The following is an 18,159-nucleotide window of genomic DNA, read 5'->3' on the forward strand; positions in this document are numbered from 1 at the left end:
CATGAGGCAAGACTTAGGCCGTCACCATGCAGCGGTCAAACGCCGCTCACATCGCCTTGACGAAGCATTGCACCCGGGCGGCCAGGTCTTCGGGCCCCGCATCGCGCCGGAAGAACTCCACGAAGCCGTGGCCGGGCAGCACGAGGTAGGTGAAGGTGGAGTGATCGACCAGGTAGTAGGGGTCGTCGCTCGCTTGCCTGTTGTAGTAGGTGCGGAAGGTCTGGCTTGCCGCCTTCACCTGCTCGGGCGAGCCGGTGAGCCCCACCATGCGGGGATGCAGGTTCTCGGCGAAGGCGCCGACCACCTCCGGTGTGTCGCGCTCGGGATCGATCGAGATGAAGACCGGGGTGACGATGTGCCCGCGCTCTTCGAGAATCTCCACCGCCGCGACGTTCCGCGCCGTGTCGAGCGGGCAGACATCGGGGCAGAACGTGTAGCCGAAGTAGAGCAGCGACGGCTTCGTGATGACGTCCGTGTCGGTCACGGTTTCCCCGGCCGCGTTCACGAGCTCGAAGGAGCCGCCGATCTGGCCCGAGCCCCCTGCGACCTGCGCGCCACGGCACTGCGCGAACCTGTCGCCCTCGCCGCTCGTGGAGCCCGTGACCCTGTCGCCGCCCACCAGAAACACCAGCCCGAGGCCGAGACCAGCCACACCGGCCGCGGCAAGCGCAATCCATCGCATCATGACCATCTTCGCGCCCGCGGGACGCGTCTCCGAAGTTGAAGCTTTCGTCATGAGACCTAATGATTGCAGGGGCGGATGCAAGCGGCAGGAAAGCGCAGATGACCGACACCTCGCTGACCATGCTGCCCGGGCGACGGCGGCGCGACTGGATCCGCCTGCGCACGACGATCCTGCTGCGGTGGATGGCGATCTTCGGGCAGTTGGTGGCGCTGCTGATCGCCCGCGAGCATGTCGGTCTGGTGCTGCCGCTCGGGCCCTGCCTTCTGGTGATCTCCGCCTCGATCATCGTCAACCTGATCGCGATGTTCGTCTTTCCGGGCAACCGGCGCCTGTCGGAGCGCGAGACGATGCTGATGGCGCTCTTCGACATCCTGCAGCTCGCGCTGCTGCTCGCGCTGACCGGCGGCCTCCACAATCCCTTCGCCCTGCTGCTGCTCGGCCCCGTCACGGTGTCGGCGTCGGTGCTGGCGCTCGGCTCCACGCTCTTTCTCGCCGCCGTGGCGATGACCGTGGTCTCGGCGCTGGCCGCCTGGCACGTGCCGCTTCGGTTGCCGGACGGCGCCGCGCTCGAGATGCCGCCGCTCTACCTTTTCGGAGTCTGGGCCGCGCTGATCATCGCGCTGGCCTTCCTGTCGATCTATTCGCGGCGCGTCGCGCAGGAGATGCACGCCATGTCCGACGCGCTGACGGCCACGCAGATGGCCCTCGCCCGGGAGCAGAAGCTGACCGACCTGGGCGGCGTCGTGGCCGCCGCCGCGCACGAGTTGGGCACGCCGCTGGCGACCATCAAGCTGGCCGCCGGCGAACTGGCCGAGGAACTCTCCCGCAATCCCGAACTCTCGGAGGACGCGCGGCTGATCGCCGCGCAGGCCGACCGATGCCGCGACATCCTGCGCTCCATGGGGCGCGCCGGGAAGGAAGACCTGCACCTGCGGCAGGCGCCCCTGACCGAGGTGCTTCGCGAGGCGGTCGAGCCGCACCAGAACCGCGGCAAGACGATCGTGTTCGAACAGTCCCTCGGCGCCGGCGCCGAGCCCTTGCCCCCCGCGATCCACCGCCGGCCCGAGATCATCCACGGCTTGCGGAACCTGGTCCAGAACGCCGTCGACTTCGCGCACGACACCGTCTGGGTCGAGGCGCGCTGGAGCGCCGACTGGATCTCGGTCCGAATCATGGACGACGGCGACGGCTTCCCGCCGCAGGTGCTGGCACGGATCGGCGAGCCCTTCATGCGCCGCCGCCGGAGCGTGCGGGACCTCGTCGCGCGCCCGCAATACGAGGGCATGGGCCTTGGTCTCTTCATCGCCAAGACGCTGCTGGAGCGCACGGGCGCGCAGCTCAGCTTCGCCAACGGCGCGGACCAGGCCGCACCGCGCGAACGACGGCCGGAGCGGTCCGGCGCGGTGGTCGAGGTGAGCTGGCCACGGCGCAAGATCGATGCGCGCAGCGGCGAGGATCCGGTGCCGTCGGCCGGGCCCAACCGGCCCATCGAGGCGTGACGGGCGCCGCGGCCTTTACACTTCGTTAACCATTCTCCGATCAGGCTTGCCGCGTCGCCACCAGCTGCCGGAGGCCGACGGGCCATGCCCGACGCCGCAACATTCGCCGCGATCGCCCTGGGCAGCCTTGCCGCCGCGCTTCTCGGGGCGTGGCTCGTGCCCAGGGTTTCGCGCGACGACGCCGTTGTTGTCGCCGATCCCCACGGCGAGGCGGTCGTGTTCCTGATGGAGGGGCCCGACATCGCCGACGCCAGCGCGCCGGCGCTCGCGCTTCTTCCACGGGACGCGGCGGCGTTGGATGACTGGGCGCGGCTGCGCGCCTGCCTCGGCCCGCGCTTCCCCGCCTTCCCCGAGACCCCCGACGGGGTGCCCGAGGGCGGGACGCGGCTACCCACGGCGGACGAGGAAGACGACGCTTGCCTCGTGTTGCAGCGCCAGGGCGGCGTGCTGCGCGTCGAGATCGAGGAGCCCGAGATCGACGCCTCGGACCGGCACCGCCTCGCTCTCGCGCGGCTGGACTGCGCGACGCTGCGCCATGCCACCACCCACGCGCCCGACCCCTGCTGGCGCACCGACGCGACCGGCCGCGTCGTCTGGGCGAACCGCGCCTATCTCGCCCTTGCGGAACAGACCCGAAGCTGGGCCGAGGGGGCCGTACCACCCAGGCTCTTCGACCTGCCGCGGCCTGCCCCGGGCGACCCGCCGGCGCGCCATGCGGTCAATCGCCCGAACGGAACGCCGATCCACTGGTTCGACATCCGGACCGTGCCGGCGGGCGGCGAATGGGTGCACTTCGCCACCAACGTGGACGCCGCGGTGGCGAGCGCCGCGGCGCAGCGCCAGTTCGTGCAGACCCTGACGAAGATCTTTGCGGAGCTTTCGATCGGCCTGGCCGTCTTCGACCGCGAGAGGCGCCTCGTCCTCTTCAACCCGGCGCTTCTCGATCTGACCGGGATGCCCGCCGATCTGCTGAGCGCGCGTCCGGCGCTCGCCACCTTCTTCGACCAGCTGCGCGAGCGCCGCATCATGCCCGAGCCCAAGGATTACGGCTCCTGGCGCGAGGCGACCGAGGCGCTGGCCACCGCCGCCTCCACCGGGCGCTGCGCCGAAAACTGGAGCCTGCCCTCGGGACTGACCTATCGCGTGACGGGACGGCCCCACCCGGACGGCGCCGTGGCGTTCCTGTTCGAGGACATCACCGCCGAGGTATCCCTGACCCGCCGGTTCCGCACGGAAATCGAACTCGGGCAGGCCGTGCTCGATGCCCTCGAGGAGGCGCTCGCCGTCTTCTCGCCACAGGGCGTGATCGTCTTCACGAACCGCGCCTACCGGCGGCTCTGGGCGGTGAACCCGGACGCCCGCATCCGCGACACCACCGCCGCCGAGGCGCTGCGCCTCTGGCAGACGGCCTGCCGCCCGGGTCCGGATTGGGACGGGCTGGCCGCCGCGCTTTCGGCCGGGGCGCGGACGGCGTCGTGGCGGGAGGCGGCGGTGCATCGCGACGGGCCGCGGCTCGATGTCCGCGTGCGCCCTCTCGGCGGCGGCGCGGCGGTCGTGAGCTTCGGCATCGACCCGCGCCGCCTGCTTGCCGCGCCCGACCGGCCCGCCACCGGCGGGCAGCGCACCGCGGATGTGGGCTGATCTGCGCTTGCGGCCGGGGGCGGGCGCGATAGTCTCTGCCCGATGAGCCGCAGCCCCCTGTCCTTTCACGCATCCTCGCCAGAGGCGACCTGCGCTTTCGCCGAAGCTCTCGGCGCGCGCCTCGCGCCGGGCGATGCGGTACTCCTCACGGGTCCGGTCGGCGCGGGCAAGTCGCATTTCGCGCGCTGCCTGATCGCGGCGCTCCTCACCGCGCCGGAGGATATCCCCTCGCCCACCTTCACGCTGGTGCAAAGCTATGCCGGCCGCAGCGGCGAGATCTGGCACGCGGATCTCTACCGGCTGGCGGACAGTTCCGAGATCGCGGAACTCGGCCTCGAGGAGGCGTTCGACACCGCCATCTGCCTTGTCGAATGGCCCGACCGCCTGGGCGACGCCGCACCGGCGGACGCGCTCGCCATCCGGTTCGCGCCGGGGCCGGGCGAGAGCGACCGCGAGCTCACGCTGACATGGGAGGATCCGCGCTGGGCGGCGCGGCTCGAGGGTCTCGCGGAGCGGGTGCATGGCTGACCGCGCCCGCCGCATCACCACCTTTCTGGCCGTGGCCGGCTGGGAGGACGCCGAGGCGCGGCCGCTCGCCGGCGACGCCTCGTCCCGACGCTACGCGCGGCTGCGGCGTGCGGACGGCGCGCGCGCGGTCCTGATGGATGCCGACCCCGCGACCGGAGAGACCGTGCGCCCGTTCCGGCGGATCGCACGGCATCTCCTCGGCCTCGGACTGAGCGCGCCGCGCATTCTCGCCGCGGACGAGACGGGCGGGCTTCTGCTGCTCGAGGACCTGGGCGACGCGCTTGTCGGGCGGGTCGCGGCGGTCGAGCCCGCGGCCGAGCCCCGGCTCTATGCGGCCGCGGCCGGGACGCTGGCGGCGCTTCATCGCCACGCCCCGCCGGACCGGGTGGACCCCGCCACGCCGGCGCGGCTCGCCGCGATGACCGACCCCGCGTTCACGCACTACGCCCCCGAAATGCCCGACGCGCGGCGCCGGCAGGCCGTGCAGGCGCTGGAGGCCCTGCTCGCACGGCACGCCGACGCGGCGACCGTTCTCGTCCTGCGCGATTTCCATGCCGAGAACCTGATCTGGCTTCCCGAGCGCGACGAGGCTGCGCGCATCGGGCTGCTGGATTTCCAGGACGCGATCGCGGGCCACCCGGCCTACGATCTCGCCTCGCTGCTCACCGATGCCCGGCGCGACGTGAGCCCCGCGGCCGCCGACGCCGCGCGCCGGGCCTACCTCGACGCGACCGGCACGCAGGCGGAGGCATTCGGCACCGCGATGGCCGTCCTGGGGGTGCAGCGCAACCTGCGCATCCTCGGCGTCTTCGCCCGGTTGGCGCGGATGCACGGCAAGCCGGGGTACCTCGATCTGCTGCCGAGGGTCTGGGCCCATCTGCAGGCGGACCTGTCCCGTCCCGCCCTCGCCACCCTGTCGGCCGCGCTCGACGGGGCGCTTCCGCCGCCGTCCCCCGCCCATCTCGAGACGCTGAGGCGGCCATGCCCGAAGCCGTGATGCTTTTCGCCGCGGGCTTCGGCACGCGCATGGGCGCGCTCACCGCGGAGCGGCCGAAACCGCTGATCGAGGTCGCCGGCCGGCCTCTGATCGATCACGCGCTCGACATCGCCGAAGCGATCGGCGCGCGCTGCGTCGTCGCCAACCTCCACTACCTGCCTGCCCCGCTCGAGGCGCATCTCGCCCCGCGCGGGGTGCGCCTCTCCGTCGAGGCGCCCGACATCCTCGAAACGGGGGGCGGCTTGCGCGCGGCGCTGCCGCTTCTCGGCCCGGGCCCGGTCTTCACGATGAACACCGATGCCGTCTGGGACGGGCCGAACCCGCTCGAGCTTCTGCGCGAGGCATGGGACCCGGCCCGGATGGACGCGCTTCTGCTTTGCGTGCCGCCGGAGCGCGCGCTGGGCCACGCGGGGCACGGGGATTTCGCGATCTCGCCTGACGGGTCCGCGACGCGGGGCCCCGGCCTCGTCTATTCCGGCGCCCAGATCGTCGATCCCGCGGGGCTGCACGCCATCCGCGACACCGCGTTCTCGCTCAACCTGCTGTGGGACCGGATCCTCGCGGCGGGTCGTCTCCACGCGCTGGCCTATCCGGGCCGATGGTGCGACGTGGGCCGCCCCGAGGGCATCGCGCTTGCAGAGGCCATGCTGGAGGGTCGCGATGTTCGCGCCTGAGGATCCGCGTCTCTTCGGCCTGCCCCCCGGCGTCGATTTTCCCGCCGCGCTGGTGGCCGGGCTCGAGGCGCGGCTCGCCGGCGCGCCGCCCGAGGCGATGGCGCGGGTGGAGGGCATCGTGAACACCCGCCGCATGGCCCGGCGCCTGCGCGCGATCTTTGACGCGGGGCCGGCGCGGCTTCTGCCCCGCATCGGCCTCGTCACCGACCTGGGAGAGGTCGCGGATCTCGCCCATGTCCCGCCCGCCGCGCCGCCGCTCCGCCGGCGGCTGGAACTGGTGCAGCTCATCGCGGCGTTGATCGAGCGCGAGCCCGGCGCCGCCCCGCGCGACGCGCTCTACGACCTTGCCGACAGCCTCGCCGACCTGATGGACGAAATGGGCGCCGAAGGGGTCGCCCCTGCCACGGTGATGGGGCTCGACGTGTCGGACCAGTCGGGGCATTGGCAACGCGCGCTGCGGTTCCTGAAGATCGCCGAAACCTATATCGGGCAGGCGGACGTGCCGCCCGATGCCGGAAGCCGCCAGCGCGACGTGATCGCGCGACCCGTGTCCCGCTGGCAGGCCGCGCCGCCCGACCACCCCGTCATCGTGGCGGGATCCACCGGCTCGCGCGGCGCGACGGCGATGCTGATGCAGGCGGTGGCGCGGCTGCCGCAGGGCGCGGTGGTGTTGCCGGGGTTCGATTTCACGCTGCCCGACGCGGTCTGGGCGGACATGGACGAAGGCCCGCGCCCCGAGGAGGATCACCCGCAATACCGCTTCCGGCCGCTGATGACCGCGCTCGGCCTCGCGCCCGGCGACGTCGCGCGCTGGCACGACATGCCAGAGCCCAACGCCGCGCGGAACCGCCTCGTCTCGCTCGCGCTGCGCCCCGCCCCGGTGACCGACCAGTGGCTGTCGGACGGGCCGGGTCTGGGCGAGCTGAGTCCGGCGGCCGAGGGCGTCACCCTGCTGGAAGCGCCCGGCCAGCGGGAGGAGGCGGCGGCCATCGCGCTGCGGTTGCGGCAGGCGGCCGAGAACGGGCAGCGCGCGGCCCTCATCACGCCGGACCGCACGCTGACGCGCCAGGTGACGGCGGCGCTCGCGCGCTGGGGCATCATGCCCGACGACAGCGCGGGCCAGCCGCTGCCGCTTTCGCCGCCCGGGCGTTTCCTGCGGCTGGTGGCCGGGCTTTTCGAGGGGCGGCTGACGACGGGGGGGCTGCTGGCGCTTCTGAAACACCCGCTCACCCATTCGGGCGCGGACCGCAACCGCCACCTTCTCTTCACCCGCGAACTCGAACTGCATCTGCGCCGGGAGGGCGTGCCCTACCCGGAGCCGCGCCGCCTTTCGGCCTTCGCCGAGGCGCGGTCGCTCGACGGGCTGACGGGATGGGCGGCGTGGCTTGCCGATACGGCCTGCGGACGCGACGCTCCGGGCCCCCGGCCGCTGTCCGAGCGCGTGCGCGCGCACCTGCACCTCGCCGAAGCGCTCGCCGCCGGGCCGGACAGGCCCGGTGCCGGCGGTCTCTGGGATCGGGACGCCGGGCGGAAGGCCCGCGCGGTGATGGACGAGCTCGCCGCGGAGGCGGATCGCGCGGGCCACATCGACGCCCATGATTACAGCCGCCTGCTGTCCTCGGTGCTGGGCCGCGAGGAGGTGCACGACGGCGAGGAGGCGCATCCCCACATCCGCATCTGGGGCACGCTCGAGGCGCGGGTGCAGGGCGCCGAGCTTCTGATCCTCGGCAGCCTGAACGAGGGCGCGTGGCCGGAACCGGTTGCGCCCGATCCCTGGCTCAACAGGGCGATGCGGCAGCGGGCCGGCCTCCTGTCGCCGGAGCGCGGCATCGGGCTGGCCGCGCACGACTTCCAGCAGGCGGTGGGCGCGCAGGAGGTCTGGCTGACCCGGTCGGTCAAGGACGAGGGCGCGCAGACCGTGCCGTCGCGCTGGCTCAACCGGCTGACCAACCTGATGAACGGGCTTCCGCACCAGGGGGGCGACGCGGCGCTCGCGGCGATGCGGGCGCGCGGCGAACACTGGCTCGCGCTGGCCGCGCGCCTAGACGAGGCCCCGCCCGCAGCGCCGGCGCACCGTCCCTCGCCTCGCCCGCCGGCAGACGCCCGGCCCGCGCGGCTGTCCGTCACCGAGATCCAGAAGCTCATCCGCGACCCTTACGCGATCTACGCGCGCCACGTGCTTCGGCTGCGGCCCCTCGACCCGCTCGACCGCCCGCCCGACGCGCTCCTGCGCGGGATCGTCGCGCATTCGGTCCTGGAACGTTTCGTCCGCGACCGCGTGGATGCGCCCGAACGCATGACGGAGGCCGAACTGCTCTCCGTGGCGCGGGAGGTGTTGCGGGACGCGGTGCCCTGGGCGTCCACCCGGACCTTCTGGCTGGCGCGCCTCGCCCGCGTCGCGCCGTGGTTCGTCAGGACGGAGGCCACGCGCCGCGCCCGCGCCCGGGCCGTGGCGTTCGAAGCCAGGGGCGCGGCAGAGATCACGGATCTGGGCTTCACCCTCTCGTCCCGGGCCGACCGGATCGATCGGGGCGAGGACGGGGCGCTCTGGCTTTACGATTACAAGACCGGGACGCCGCCCTCCGCGAAGGAGCAGGCCGCGTTCGACAAGCAGCTTCTGCTCACCGCCGCCATGGCCGAACGCGGCGCGTTCGAGGCGCTCGGTCCCGCGCCGGTGGCGGGGGCAGCCTTCGTCGGGCTCGGCACGAAGCCCGAAGAGGTCTCGGCCCCCCTCGACGCCGAGCCGCCGGCGGAGGTGTGGGCGCGCCTCCGCGACCTCGTCGCGCTCTTCCAGGATCCCGGCAAGGGGTTCACGTCGCGCCACGCGGTCAAGAGCGAGCGAATGGACGGCGAGTACGACCATCTCGCCCGATTCGGCGAATGGGACGACGCCGACGACCCCCTTCCGGAGAACCTGGCATGAGCCGCCGCGACGCCGCCAGCCAGCGGCAGGTGGAGGCCGCCGCGCCGGACTTCTCCACCTGGCTGGCCGCCAATGCCGGGTCGGGCAAGACCCGCGTGCTCACCGACCGGGTGGCGCGTCTTCTGCTCGGCGGCACCGCGCCGGAGAGCATCCTCTGCCTGACCTACACCAAGGCGGCGGCGAGCGAGATGCAGAACCGCCTTTTCGAACGGCTCGGCGAATGGGCCATGCTGGAGGACGCAGCGCTGCGCGACGAACTCGCGAAACTGGGAGAGGAGGGCCGGCTGAACCGTGCGCGCCTGCGCCGGGCCCGCACCCTATTCGCCCGGGCGATCGAGGCGCCCGGCGGGCTGAAGATCCAGACCATCCACGCCTTCTGCGCGGGGCTTCTGCGCCGGTTCCCGCTGGAGGCGGGGGTGACCCCCGGTTTCACCGAGATGGAGGACCGGGCGGGCGCGCTGCTGCGGGCCGAGATCGTGGAACGCATGGCCGAGGGCCCGGACGCGTCGGCGGTGGAGACGCTGGCCGGGCAGGTGGACGATGGCGCGCTCGAGGGGCTGACCACCGAGATCGTGACCCACCGCGAGGGTTTCGTGCGCGCGCTGGGATGGGACGACGCGCTCTCGCTGTTCGGCCTGCCCCCCGGAACGGACGCGGCGTCGATCGAGGCCCGGGTGTTTCTCGGGGGCGAGCGGGCGCTTCTGGACGCGCTGATCCCCGCGCTCCTCGAAAGCGGCGGCAACGACGCGAAGGCGGGCCAGAGGCTCGCCGCCATCGACAGCCTCGGCCTCGCATCGCTGCCCGCGCTCGAGGATGCCTTTCTCTACGGCGCCGGGGCCAGGGCGCCCTTCGCCGCGAAGATCGGTAGCTTTCCCACGAAACGCGTCCAGAACGGCGCCTTCGCGCCGCACATGCCCGCGCTCGAGGCGTTCATGCAGCGGGTCGAGGCCGCCCGCGAGCCCCGGCTCGCGCTCGAGGCCGCGCGGCGCACGCATGCGCTCCACGCCTTCGCGCGGCCGTTCCTCGAGACGCTGGAGGCGGAGAAGCAGCGCCGCGGATGGCTCGATTTCGACGACCTCATCCTGCATGCGCGGCGGCTGCTTTCGGACGAGGCGGTAGCCGACTGGGTGCTCTTCCGTCTCGACGGGGGGCTCGACCACATCCTCGTGGACGAGGCGCAGGACACGAGCCCCGAGCAGTGGGCGGTGATCGAGCTCCTGGCGCGGGAGTTCACGGCGGGCGAGGGCGCACGCCCCGATGCCGGGCGCAGCCTTTTCGTGGTTGGCGACAAGAAGCAGTCGATCTATTCCTTCCAGGGTGCGGATCCGGGCGCCTTCGACCGGATGCAGGCGGAGTTCGCGCGCAGGCTCCGGGGGGCGGATCGCCCGCTCCAGTCGCTGTCGCTCGATCACTCCTTCCGCTCCTCGCCGGCGATCCTGCGCGCGGTCGACGCGACCTTCGAGGGGCGCGTGGAGGCGGGGTTTTCCGGGGGCGAGCCGCATATCGCCTTCAAGGAGGACATGCCGGGGCGCGTGGACCTCTGGCCCGTCGTACCCAGGGCGGAGAAGCCCGAGGAGGAACCGTGGTACGCGCCCGTGGACCGCACGGGCGAGGCGCATCACGCCGTGCGGCTCGCCCGGCGCATCGCCGACGCGATCCACGACATGATCGAGAGCCGCGCGCCGGTGGCCCGGGCGGCCAAGGGGGCGCCGGGCTGGCACCTCGGACCGGTGCGGCCCGGCGACATCATGGTGCTGGTCCAGCGCCGCTCCGAGCTCTTCCACGAGATCATCGGCGCCTGCAAGGCGCGCGGCCTGCCGGTGGCCGGCGCGGACCGGCTGAAGCTCGGCGCGGAACTCGCCGTGCGCGATCTCGGCGCCGTGCTGCAGGTGCTCGACCTGCCCGAGGACGACCTTTCGCTCGCCGCCGCGCTGCGCTCGCCGCTCTTCGGGCTGTCCGAGCAGGAGCTCTTCGACCTCGCCCATCGCCGCCACGAGCGGCATCTCTGGCAGGCGCTGACGCGGCGCCGGACGGAGTTCCCGGAGGCCTACGCGATCCTCGACGACCTGATGGCGGAGGCGGAGTTCCTGCGCCCCTACGACCTGATCGAGCGCATCCTGATCCGCCACGACGGCCGGCGCCGCCTTATCGGGCGGCTCGGACCCGAGGCGCAGGACGGGATCGACGCCCTGCTGGGACAGGCGCTGGCCTACGAGCGCGGCGAAGTGCCGAGCCTGACAGGTTTCCTGCAGTGGATGCAGGCCGACGATCAGGAGATAAAGCGCCAGATGGATGCCGCGGGGGACCGCATCCGGGTTATGACGGTGCACGGCGCGAAGGGGCTGGAAGCGCCCGTCGTGATCCTGCCCGACAGCGGCAAGCGGGATATCCGCCTGCGGGACAAGCTTGTCGCGGACGTTGGCGACGTGCTCTGGGCGATGCCGGCGGATGCGGCCCCGGACCGTCTGCGCGCCGCGCGGGAGGCCGCCATCGCCGCCCAGGAGGCGGAGCGCGACCGCCTTCTCTACGTCGCCATGACCCGGGCCGAAAGCTGGCTGATCGTGGCCGCAGGTGGCGAACTCGGCAAGGACGGCCGGGCCTGGCACGACCAGGTGCGCACGGGCCTCGAACGGCTCGGGGCGGAGGTGCGTGACTTCGGCTTCGAGGACGCCGAAGCGCCGGGACTGCGGCTGCGGCACGGGGCATGGGCCGCGCCCGAGAGCGCGGAGCCTCCGGCGCCGACCACGCCGCCCGCGCTGCCCGGCTGGGCCACGCGCTCCGCGCCGGTGGCGTCGCCGCCGCCCGAGACCCTGTCGCCTTCCGATCTCGGCGGCGCCAAGGCGCTTCCCGGCGAGGCGGGGCTCGACGAGACCGCGGCGAAGCTCAGGGGCACGCGGCTGCACCTCCTGCTCGAGCATTTGCCCGCGGCGCCCCGCGCGGACTGGCAGATCCTGGCCGAACGGCTGCTCGCGCGGCCGCCGGAGCCGGCGCCGGCCTCCGAGGTGGCCGCGCTTCTGGCCGAGGCGCGCGCCGTGCTGGACGCGCCCGCGCTCGCGCCGCTCTTCGCGCCCGGGGCGCTGGTCGAGGTGCCCGTCAGCACGGCGCTCGCCGAACTCGGGGGGCGGCGGGTGCACGGCACGATCGACCGCCTGCTGATCGCGCCCGGCCGTATGACCGCCGTCGATTTCAAGACGAACGCGGTTGTGCCCGTCCGCCCCGAAGAGGTGCCCGAGGGCCTTCTTCGCCAGATGGGCGCCTATGCCGCGGCGCTCGCGCAGGTCTTTCCGGACCACGCGCAGGACATCGCGATCGTCTGGACGCGCACCGCAACCCTGATGCCATTGCCGCGCGATCTCGTGATCGGGGCGCTGGCGCGGGCCGGGGCGCCTTGACGGTGTGCCGTGGCCTACATACTTTCGCGGCTCACATGAAAGCCGCGAGGAGGCGAACCTGATGGCAACCGTTGCAGTGACCGACGACACCTTCGACTCCGAGGTGAAACAGTCCGATATCCCCGTGGTCGTGGATTTCTGGGCCGAGTGGTGCGGCCCGTGCAAGCAGATCGGCCCGGCGCTGGAGGAACTTGCCCAAGAGATGTCCGGCAAGATCAAGGTCGCCAAGGTGGACGTGGACCAGAACCCGAACACCGCCGCCTCGATGGGCGTGCGCGGCATCCCCGCGCTGTTCATCTTCAAGGACGGGCAGGTGATTTCCAACCGCGCGGGCGCCGCGCCGAAGGCGGCCCTGCAAAGCTGGATCGAGGACTCGATCTGAACCGACCCCGATGACCGGCAGGCCGGGGCGCCCGCGCGGCGCCCCTTTGCTTTCCGGCCGGCCGCGCGCGACAGCGCCGGCAGGCCGCGGCGCCGGGCGGACGACCGGAAGGAGACTTCATGAGTGACGGACCGGGCTGGCATGGCACGACGATCCTCGCGGTGCGCCGCGGCGGCCGTGTCGTGGTCGCGGGCGACGGGCAGGTGAGCCTCGGCGACACCGTGATCAAGGGCAGCGCGCGAAAGGTGCGCCGCCTCTCCCCGGGCGGGCGCGAGGTCGTCGCGGGCTTCGCCGGCTCCACCGCCGACGCCTTCACCCTGCTGGAGCGACTCGAATCCAAGCTCGAGGCGACCCCCGGACAGCTTCAGCGGGCCTGCGTCGAGCTCGCCAAGGACTGGCGGACCGACAAGTATCTTCAGAAGCTCGAGGCGATGCTGATCGTCTCGGACGGGGCGCAGATGTTTGTCGTGGCGGGCGCGGGCGACGTGCTCGAGCCGGAACACGATGTCGCGGCCATCGGCTCGGGCGGGAACTATGCCCTGGCCGCCGCCCGGGGGCTCATGGAAACGGACATGGACGCCGAAACCGTCGCCCGCCATGCCATGGCGATCGCGGCCGACATCTGCGTCTACACGAACGGAAACCTGACCGTGGAAATCATCGCGGCGTGCCGGGTTTCGGACCCCCCGCCGGTGCGCGCCGCCGCGCGCCGACCGCCGCGAGCAAAGACGGACCCTGCCATGACCGACCTGACCCCCCGTGAAATCGTCTCGGAACTGGACCGCTTCATCATCGGCCAGGCGGAGGCCAAGCGCGCGGTCTCCGTGGCGCTGCGCAACCGCTGGCGTCGCCGCCAGCTCGGCCCCGACCTTCGGGAAGAGGTCTATCCCAAGAACATCCTCATGATCGGGCCCACCGGCGTCGGCAAGACCGAGATAAGCCGCCGGCTGGCGCGGCTGGCCCGCGCGCCCTTCGTCAAGGTGGAAGCCACGAAGTTCACCGAGGTGGGGTATGTCGGCCGCGACGTGGAGCAGATCGTCCGGGACCTGATGGACGCGGCCATCGCCATGACGCGCGAGCACATGCGCGAGGAGGTCAAGGCCACCGCCCACGCCGCCGCCGAGGACCGGGTGATCGACACGCTCGCCGGCGAGAACGCCCGCGAGGGCACTCGCGAGATGTTCCGCCGCAAGCTCCGCGACGGAGAGCTCGACGACACCGAGATCGAGCTGGACGTGGCCGAAAGCGCCTCGCCCTTTCCCGCCTTCGAGATGCCCGGACAGCCGGGCGCACAGATGGGCGTCAATCTCGGCGACATCTTCGGCAAGGCCTTCGGCGGGCGGACCGTGCGCAAGCGCATGACCGTGGCCGAAAGTTACGAGGTGCTGGTGTCGGAGGAAGCCGACAAGCTTCTCGACGACGAGACCGTGTCCCGCCGCGCCCGCGAGGCGGTGGAGGAGAACGGGATCGTCTTCCTCGACGAAATCGACAAGGTCTGCGCGCGCGCCGAGACCCGCGGCGCGGACGTGAGCCGCGAGGGCGTGCAGCGCGATCTTCTGCCGCTGATCGAGGGTACCACCGTCTCCACCAAGCATGGCCCGGTGAAGACCGATCACATCCTCTTCATCGCGAGCGGCGCCTTCCACATCGCCAAGCCTTCCGACCTGCTGCCGGAACTGCAGGGCCGCCTGCCGATCCGGGTGACGCTGCGCGACCTGACCGAGGGCGATTTCGTGCGCATCCTCACCGAGACCGACAACGCGCTGACCCGGCAATATGCCGCGCTCATGGCGACGGAGCAGGTGGAGGTGACGTTCACCGAGGACGGCATCGCCGCGCTCGCCCGCATCGCCGCCGAGGTCAACCAGAGCGTCGAGAACATCGGCGCGCGGCGGCTCTACACCGTGATGGAGCGTGTCTTCGAGGAGCTTTCCTTCACCGCGCCGGACCGTGCGGGCGACCGGATCACCGTCGACGCCGATTTCGTCGAACGGCATCTGGGCGAGCTGACCCGCCAGAGCGATCTGAGCCGCTACGTGCTCTGACGGCGCGTCGCGGGCCTTTCCTCGGCGGCGAGCGAATCCATCACCCTGACCAGCTCGCTGCTGATCCCGGGCTCGGACAGCGCGTGGCCCGCGTTGCGCACCAGGCGCAGGTCGGCCGCCGGCCACGCCTCGGCCAGTTCCCACGCGCGGCGTGGCGGGCAGATCATGTCGTAGCGGCCCTGCACGATATGCGCGCCCACCCGCGAGATCCGGTCGATACGCCGCAGGATCTGTCCGTCCTCATCGAGAAATCCGGCATTGCGGAAATAGTGATTTTCCAGCCGCGCGAAGGCGCGGGCGTAATCGCCGGGCGCCTCTCCGCCGCCGCCGTTGCTGGCGACCGAGGCGAGCGCGTTTTCCCAGCACGTCCAGGCCCGGGCGTATTTCGTCTCTGCCCGGAGATCTCCGCAGAAAAGCCTGCGGTGATAGGCACCGATCATGTCGTCCCGCTCGTCCTCGGGGATCGGCGCGATGAAACGGGCCCATGTCTCCGGCCAGAACAGTCCCGCGCCGCCGCCGTAGAACCAGTCGAGCTCGGCCCGGGTCATCAGGAACACGCCGCGCAGGACGAGGTGGCGCACGCGTTCCGGGTGGCTCTGGGCGTAGACCAGCGCCAGCGTCGCGCCCCAGGATCCGCCGAAAACGATCCACTCTCCGATGCCAAGCGCCTTTCGGATGCGTTCGATGTCGTCCACGAGATGCCACGTCGTGTTGGCCGATACGCTGGCATGGGGGCGCGACCGGCCGCAGCCGCGCTGGTCGAACAGAACGACGCGGTAGCGCGCCGGGTCGAAGTAGCGACGCATCGCGGGGCTGCACCCACCCCCGGGGCCGCCATGCAGAACCACCACCGGGATGCCGTTCGGCGCCCCGCATTGCTCGACGTAGATGCTGTGGCCGTCGCCAACCTCCATCATCCGCTGGTCATAGGGATCGATGGGGGGATAAAGATGCGGCGCCGGGCCACTGTTGCCGGAGAACTTGTCCATGAGCGGACTATATTGTTCGACGGACCGGAATGACCATAGGGAGATCGCCATGCAGCCCGCCCAGAGCACCGTGGATGCCGACGAGGTCGCCAAGTTCGAAGCGATGGCCGCCGAATGGTGGGACCCGGAGGGAAAGTTCAAGCCGCTGCACATGCTCAACCCGTGCCGGCTCGATTACATCACGGGCCAGATCGCCGGAGAGTTCGACCGCGACCTGTCCGCCGAGCGCCCCTTCGAAGGGCTTCGGCTTCTGGACATCGGATGCGGCGGCGGCCTCCTGTGCGAGCCGATGGCCCGGCTGGGCGCCGAGGTTGTCGGCGTGGACGCGGCGGCCCGCAACATCCCCGTGGCCGAGGCCCACGCGCGCCAATCCGGTCTCGAGATCGACTATCGCCACGACACCGCGGAGAATCTCGTCGCCGCAGGAGAACGGTTCGACGTCGTACTGAACATGGAGGTGGTGGAGCATGTCGCAGACCCGGCCACCTTTCTCGGCGCCTGTCACGCGCTTCTGCGTCCCGGCGGGCTGATGGTGTGCTCGACAATCAACCGCAACGCGAGAAGTTTCGCCGCAGCGATCGTGGGCGCGGAATACGTCATGCGCTGGCTGCCGAAGGGCACGCATGACTGGAAAAAGTTCATAACGCCCGACGAGCTTTACGAGATGCTGCGCGGGGCGGGCCTGCAGCCGGTGGACCGGAAGGGCTTCGTCTTCAATCCGCTCACATGGTCCTGGTCGATCTCGGCGCGTGACCTGAGCGTCAACTACGTCACGGCCAGCCTGCGTCCGGCCTGAGGCCGAAATTTTCGGACGAAAATTCTGGCCGGCATCGCAACGGCACTGAAAAATCTTCGGACGAAGATTTTTCCCCGCTCACTCCGACTCGAGCTTCAGCCGAAGCTCGCGCAGGATGGGAAGCACCGCGCGCACCTTCTCCTCGCCCAGTTCGCCCACGAGCTCGGTGATCATGGGCGTGATCGCGGCCAGCGCCGCGTCGCGCGCACTCCGTCCCGAAGGGCTGATCGTCACCATCTTGCGCCGCGCATCGTCCCAGTCCGGACGGATGTGGATGTAGCCGGCGGCCTCCAGCTTTCCCAGCGTGTTGGTCATCGCGCCGCGCGTCACGTGGAAACTTCGGGCGAGTTGCGCCGGGCTCCGCTCGGTTCCGAAGCGCGCGAGGTGGTTGAGCACCGAGAAATGCGAGATCTCCATGCCCCGCGGCAGCACGCGACTCAACCTGTTCCTCGACAGCTGGTCCGCTGTCAGGATCTCGCTGAAAAGCGTCACTGCGAGGGCATGGGTCGCCTTGTCCATGTCAGGGTCCGCCGAACTCCCTGTCGTGGGAAAGGGAGGGCACGCGCGCGCGGGCGCTCTCGACGGCCGCGCGGTCGATCTCGACGAAGCTGAGGCCGGGACGGTCGCCCCCGTCGCACAGCACCTCGCCCCAGGGCGACACGGCCAGGCTGTGACCGTGCGTCTCCCGCGCCCGGCCGCGCACGGCCGGGTGGGTGCCGCACTGCGCCGGCGCGAGGACATGGGCGCCGCACTCGATCGCGCGCGCCCGGAGAAGCGGTTCCCAATGCGCCGCCCCCGTCACGGGCGAGAAGGCCGAGGGCACGGTCAGGATCTCGGCCCCGGCCTGCGCGAGCGCCCGGAAGAGATAGGGGAAGCGCACGTCGTAACAGATCGTCAGCCCGACGAGGCCGAACGGCGTTTCGGCCAGCACGGCCCCGCGCCCCGGGCGGAACCCGTCCGATTCCCGGTAGGTCTCGGTTTCGCTCACATCGACGTCGAACATGTGGATCTTGTCGTAGCGCGCCGCGACTCCGCCCTCCGGCCCGATCAGGTAGGAGCGATTCGCGAACCGGCCCCGCGGATCGTCCGTCTTGATGGCCAGCGACCCGATCAACAGCCAGACGCCCGCGCGCGCCGCCTCGTCGCGCAGGCCCGCGAGCGTCGGATCTCCGGCCTCGAAGCTCAGCACGTCGTTCTGCCGCGTGCGGCTCGTCGACACGCAGTTCGTGACCTCGGGCGTCAGGACGAACCCGGCGCCTTCGGCCGCGGCCTGCCGCAGGAAATCGCGCGCGGTGCGAAGATTCTCCTCCGGCGCGTCGGAGGAGGTCATCTGCACCAACGCCGCGCGCATCAGGCCGCCAGCATCGCGTCGAGCTTGCCCGCGCGTTCAAGCGCGAGAAGTTCGTCGCAGCCGCCGACATGGGTATCGCCGATGAAGATCTGCGGCACGGTGCGCCCTCCGTTGGCCCGCTGGATCATCTCGGCCTTGCGCTGGGGCTCTTCCCAGACATCGATCTCGGCGTAGCTGATGCCCTTCTTCGAAAGAAGGCGTTTTGCCGCGATGCAGAACCCGCAAAGCGGCGAGGTGTAGATTTCCACTGGCTTCAT

At 71.5% G+C, this 18,159-nt stretch carries 15 protein-coding genes and 1 pseudogene; 11 read left to right on the forward strand and 5 right to left on the reverse strand.

All coding sequences use genetic code 11. The annotated features are described in order from the left end of the window. Positions 1-46: 46 nt before the first annotated feature. Positions 47-685, reverse strand: coding sequence for an SCO family protein (locus AB6A65_RS12925; RefSeq protein ID WP_371038805.1), 639 nt, complete (start codon positions 683-685; stop codon positions 47-49). A gap of 98 nt (positions 686-783) precedes the next feature. Between AB6A65_RS12925 and regB the strand changes: the two genes are divergently transcribed. From regB to hslU, 10 genes and pseudogenes are all read left to right on the forward strand, one after another. Further along, complete coding sequence (regB, locus tag AB6A65_RS12930; protein ID WP_371038806.1) at positions 784-2,184, forward strand: sensor histidine kinase RegB; 1,401 nt, start codon at positions 784-786, stop codon at positions 2,182-2,184. Between the two features lie 84 nt (positions 2,185-2,268). Next, positions 2,269-3,825 (forward strand): PAS-domain containing protein, encoded by a 1,557-nt coding sequence (locus AB6A65_RS12935; protein WP_371038807.1) that lies wholly within the window; start codon positions 2,269-2,271, stop codon positions 3,823-3,825. A gap of 42 nt (positions 3,826-3,867) precedes the next feature. Next, positions 3,868-4,353, forward strand: a complete 486-nt coding sequence (gene tsaE / locus AB6A65_RS12940) for a tRNA (adenosine(37)-N6)-threonylcarbamoyltransferase complex ATPase subunit type 1 TsaE (RefSeq protein ID WP_371038808.1) — start codon at positions 3,868-3,870, stop codon at positions 4,351-4,353. After that, positions 4,346-5,350, forward strand: a complete 1,005-nt coding sequence (locus tag AB6A65_RS12945; RefSeq protein ID WP_371038809.1) for an aminoglycoside phosphotransferase family protein — start codon at positions 4,346-4,348, stop codon at positions 5,348-5,350. Before tsaE ends, AB6A65_RS12945 begins: the two co-directional genes overlap by 8 nt. Then, on the forward strand, positions 5,335-6,024 hold the full coding sequence (locus tag AB6A65_RS12950) for a nucleotidyltransferase family protein (protein WP_371038810.1): 690 nt from the start codon (positions 5,335-5,337) through the stop codon (positions 6,022-6,024). Before AB6A65_RS12945 ends, AB6A65_RS12950 begins: the two co-directional genes overlap by 16 nt. After that, positions 6,011-8,947, forward strand: coding sequence for a double-strand break repair protein AddB (gene addB / locus AB6A65_RS12955; protein WP_371038811.1), 2,937 nt, complete (start codon positions 6,011-6,013; stop codon positions 8,945-8,947). The genes AB6A65_RS12950 and addB overlap by 14 nt, the downstream gene beginning before the upstream one ends. Further along, positions 8,944-12,339: a double-strand break repair helicase AddA gene (gene addA / locus AB6A65_RS12960; RefSeq protein ID WP_371038812.1), complete on the forward strand. Its 3,396-nt coding sequence runs from the start codon at positions 8,944-8,946 to the stop codon at positions 12,337-12,339. Before addB ends, addA begins: the two co-directional genes overlap by 4 nt. Positions 12,340-12,343: 4 nt before the next feature. Continuing rightward, positions 12,344-12,721: a thioredoxin gene (trxA, locus tag AB6A65_RS12965; protein WP_371038813.1), complete on the forward strand. Its 378-nt coding sequence runs from the start codon at positions 12,344-12,346 to the stop codon at positions 12,719-12,721. Positions 12,722-12,840: 119 nt separating this feature from the next. Further along, a pseudogene (gene hslV / locus AB6A65_RS12970) lies at positions 12,841-13,386 on the forward strand (ATP-dependent protease subunit HslV); the annotation flags it as partial. A gap of 75 nt (positions 13,387-13,461) precedes the next feature. Continuing rightward, positions 13,462-14,766, forward strand: a complete 1,305-nt coding sequence (gene hslU / locus AB6A65_RS12975; protein ID WP_371038913.1) for an ATP-dependent protease ATPase subunit HslU — start codon at positions 13,462-13,464, stop codon at positions 14,764-14,766. Here hslU and pip read toward each other — a convergent pair. After that, the gene (gene pip / locus AB6A65_RS12980) at positions 14,754-15,755 is read right to left on the reverse strand and encodes a prolyl aminopeptidase (protein WP_371038814.1); all 1,002 of its coding nucleotides are present in this window, start codon (positions 15,753-15,755) and stop codon (positions 14,754-14,756) included. The two genes, hslU and pip, sit on opposite strands and share 13 nt — an antisense overlap. 49 nt (positions 15,756-15,804) lie before the next feature. On the opposite strand from pip, the gene ubiG reads away from it, so the two are divergent. After that, positions 15,805-16,551 carry a bifunctional 2-polyprenyl-6-hydroxyphenol methylase/3-demethylubiquinol 3-O-methyltransferase UbiG gene (gene ubiG / locus AB6A65_RS12985; protein ID WP_371038815.1) on the forward strand — a complete coding sequence of 249 codons (747 nt, stop codon included), beginning with the start codon at positions 15,805-15,807 and terminating at the stop codon, positions 16,549-16,551. Positions 16,552-16,629: 78 nt separating this feature from the next. On the opposite strand, the gene AB6A65_RS12990 is transcribed toward ubiG, so the two are convergent. The 3 genes from AB6A65_RS12990 to grxC are packed head-to-tail and all read right to left on the reverse strand — an operon-like array spanning position 16,630 to position 18,159. Next, a complete protein-coding gene (locus AB6A65_RS12990) occupies positions 16,630-17,070 on the reverse strand; it encodes a MarR family winged helix-turn-helix transcriptional regulator (RefSeq protein ID WP_371038816.1) in 441 nt (146 codons plus the stop codon). A gap of 1 nt (position 17,071) precedes the next feature. Then, a complete protein-coding gene (locus tag AB6A65_RS12995; protein WP_371038817.1) occupies positions 17,072-17,902 on the reverse strand; it encodes a carbon-nitrogen hydrolase family protein in 831 nt (276 codons plus the stop codon). After that, positions 17,902-18,159: a glutaredoxin 3 gene (grxC, locus tag AB6A65_RS13000; RefSeq protein WP_371038818.1), complete on the reverse strand. Its 258-nt coding sequence runs from the start codon at positions 18,157-18,159 to the stop codon at positions 17,902-17,904. Before grxC ends, AB6A65_RS12995 begins: the two co-directional genes overlap by 1 nt.

Source organism: Rhodosalinus sp. FB01 (assembly GCF_041365715.1).
In the GTDB taxonomy this organism is placed as follows: Bacteria; Pseudomonadota; Alphaproteobacteria; order Rhodobacterales; family Rhodobacteraceae; genus Rhodosalinus.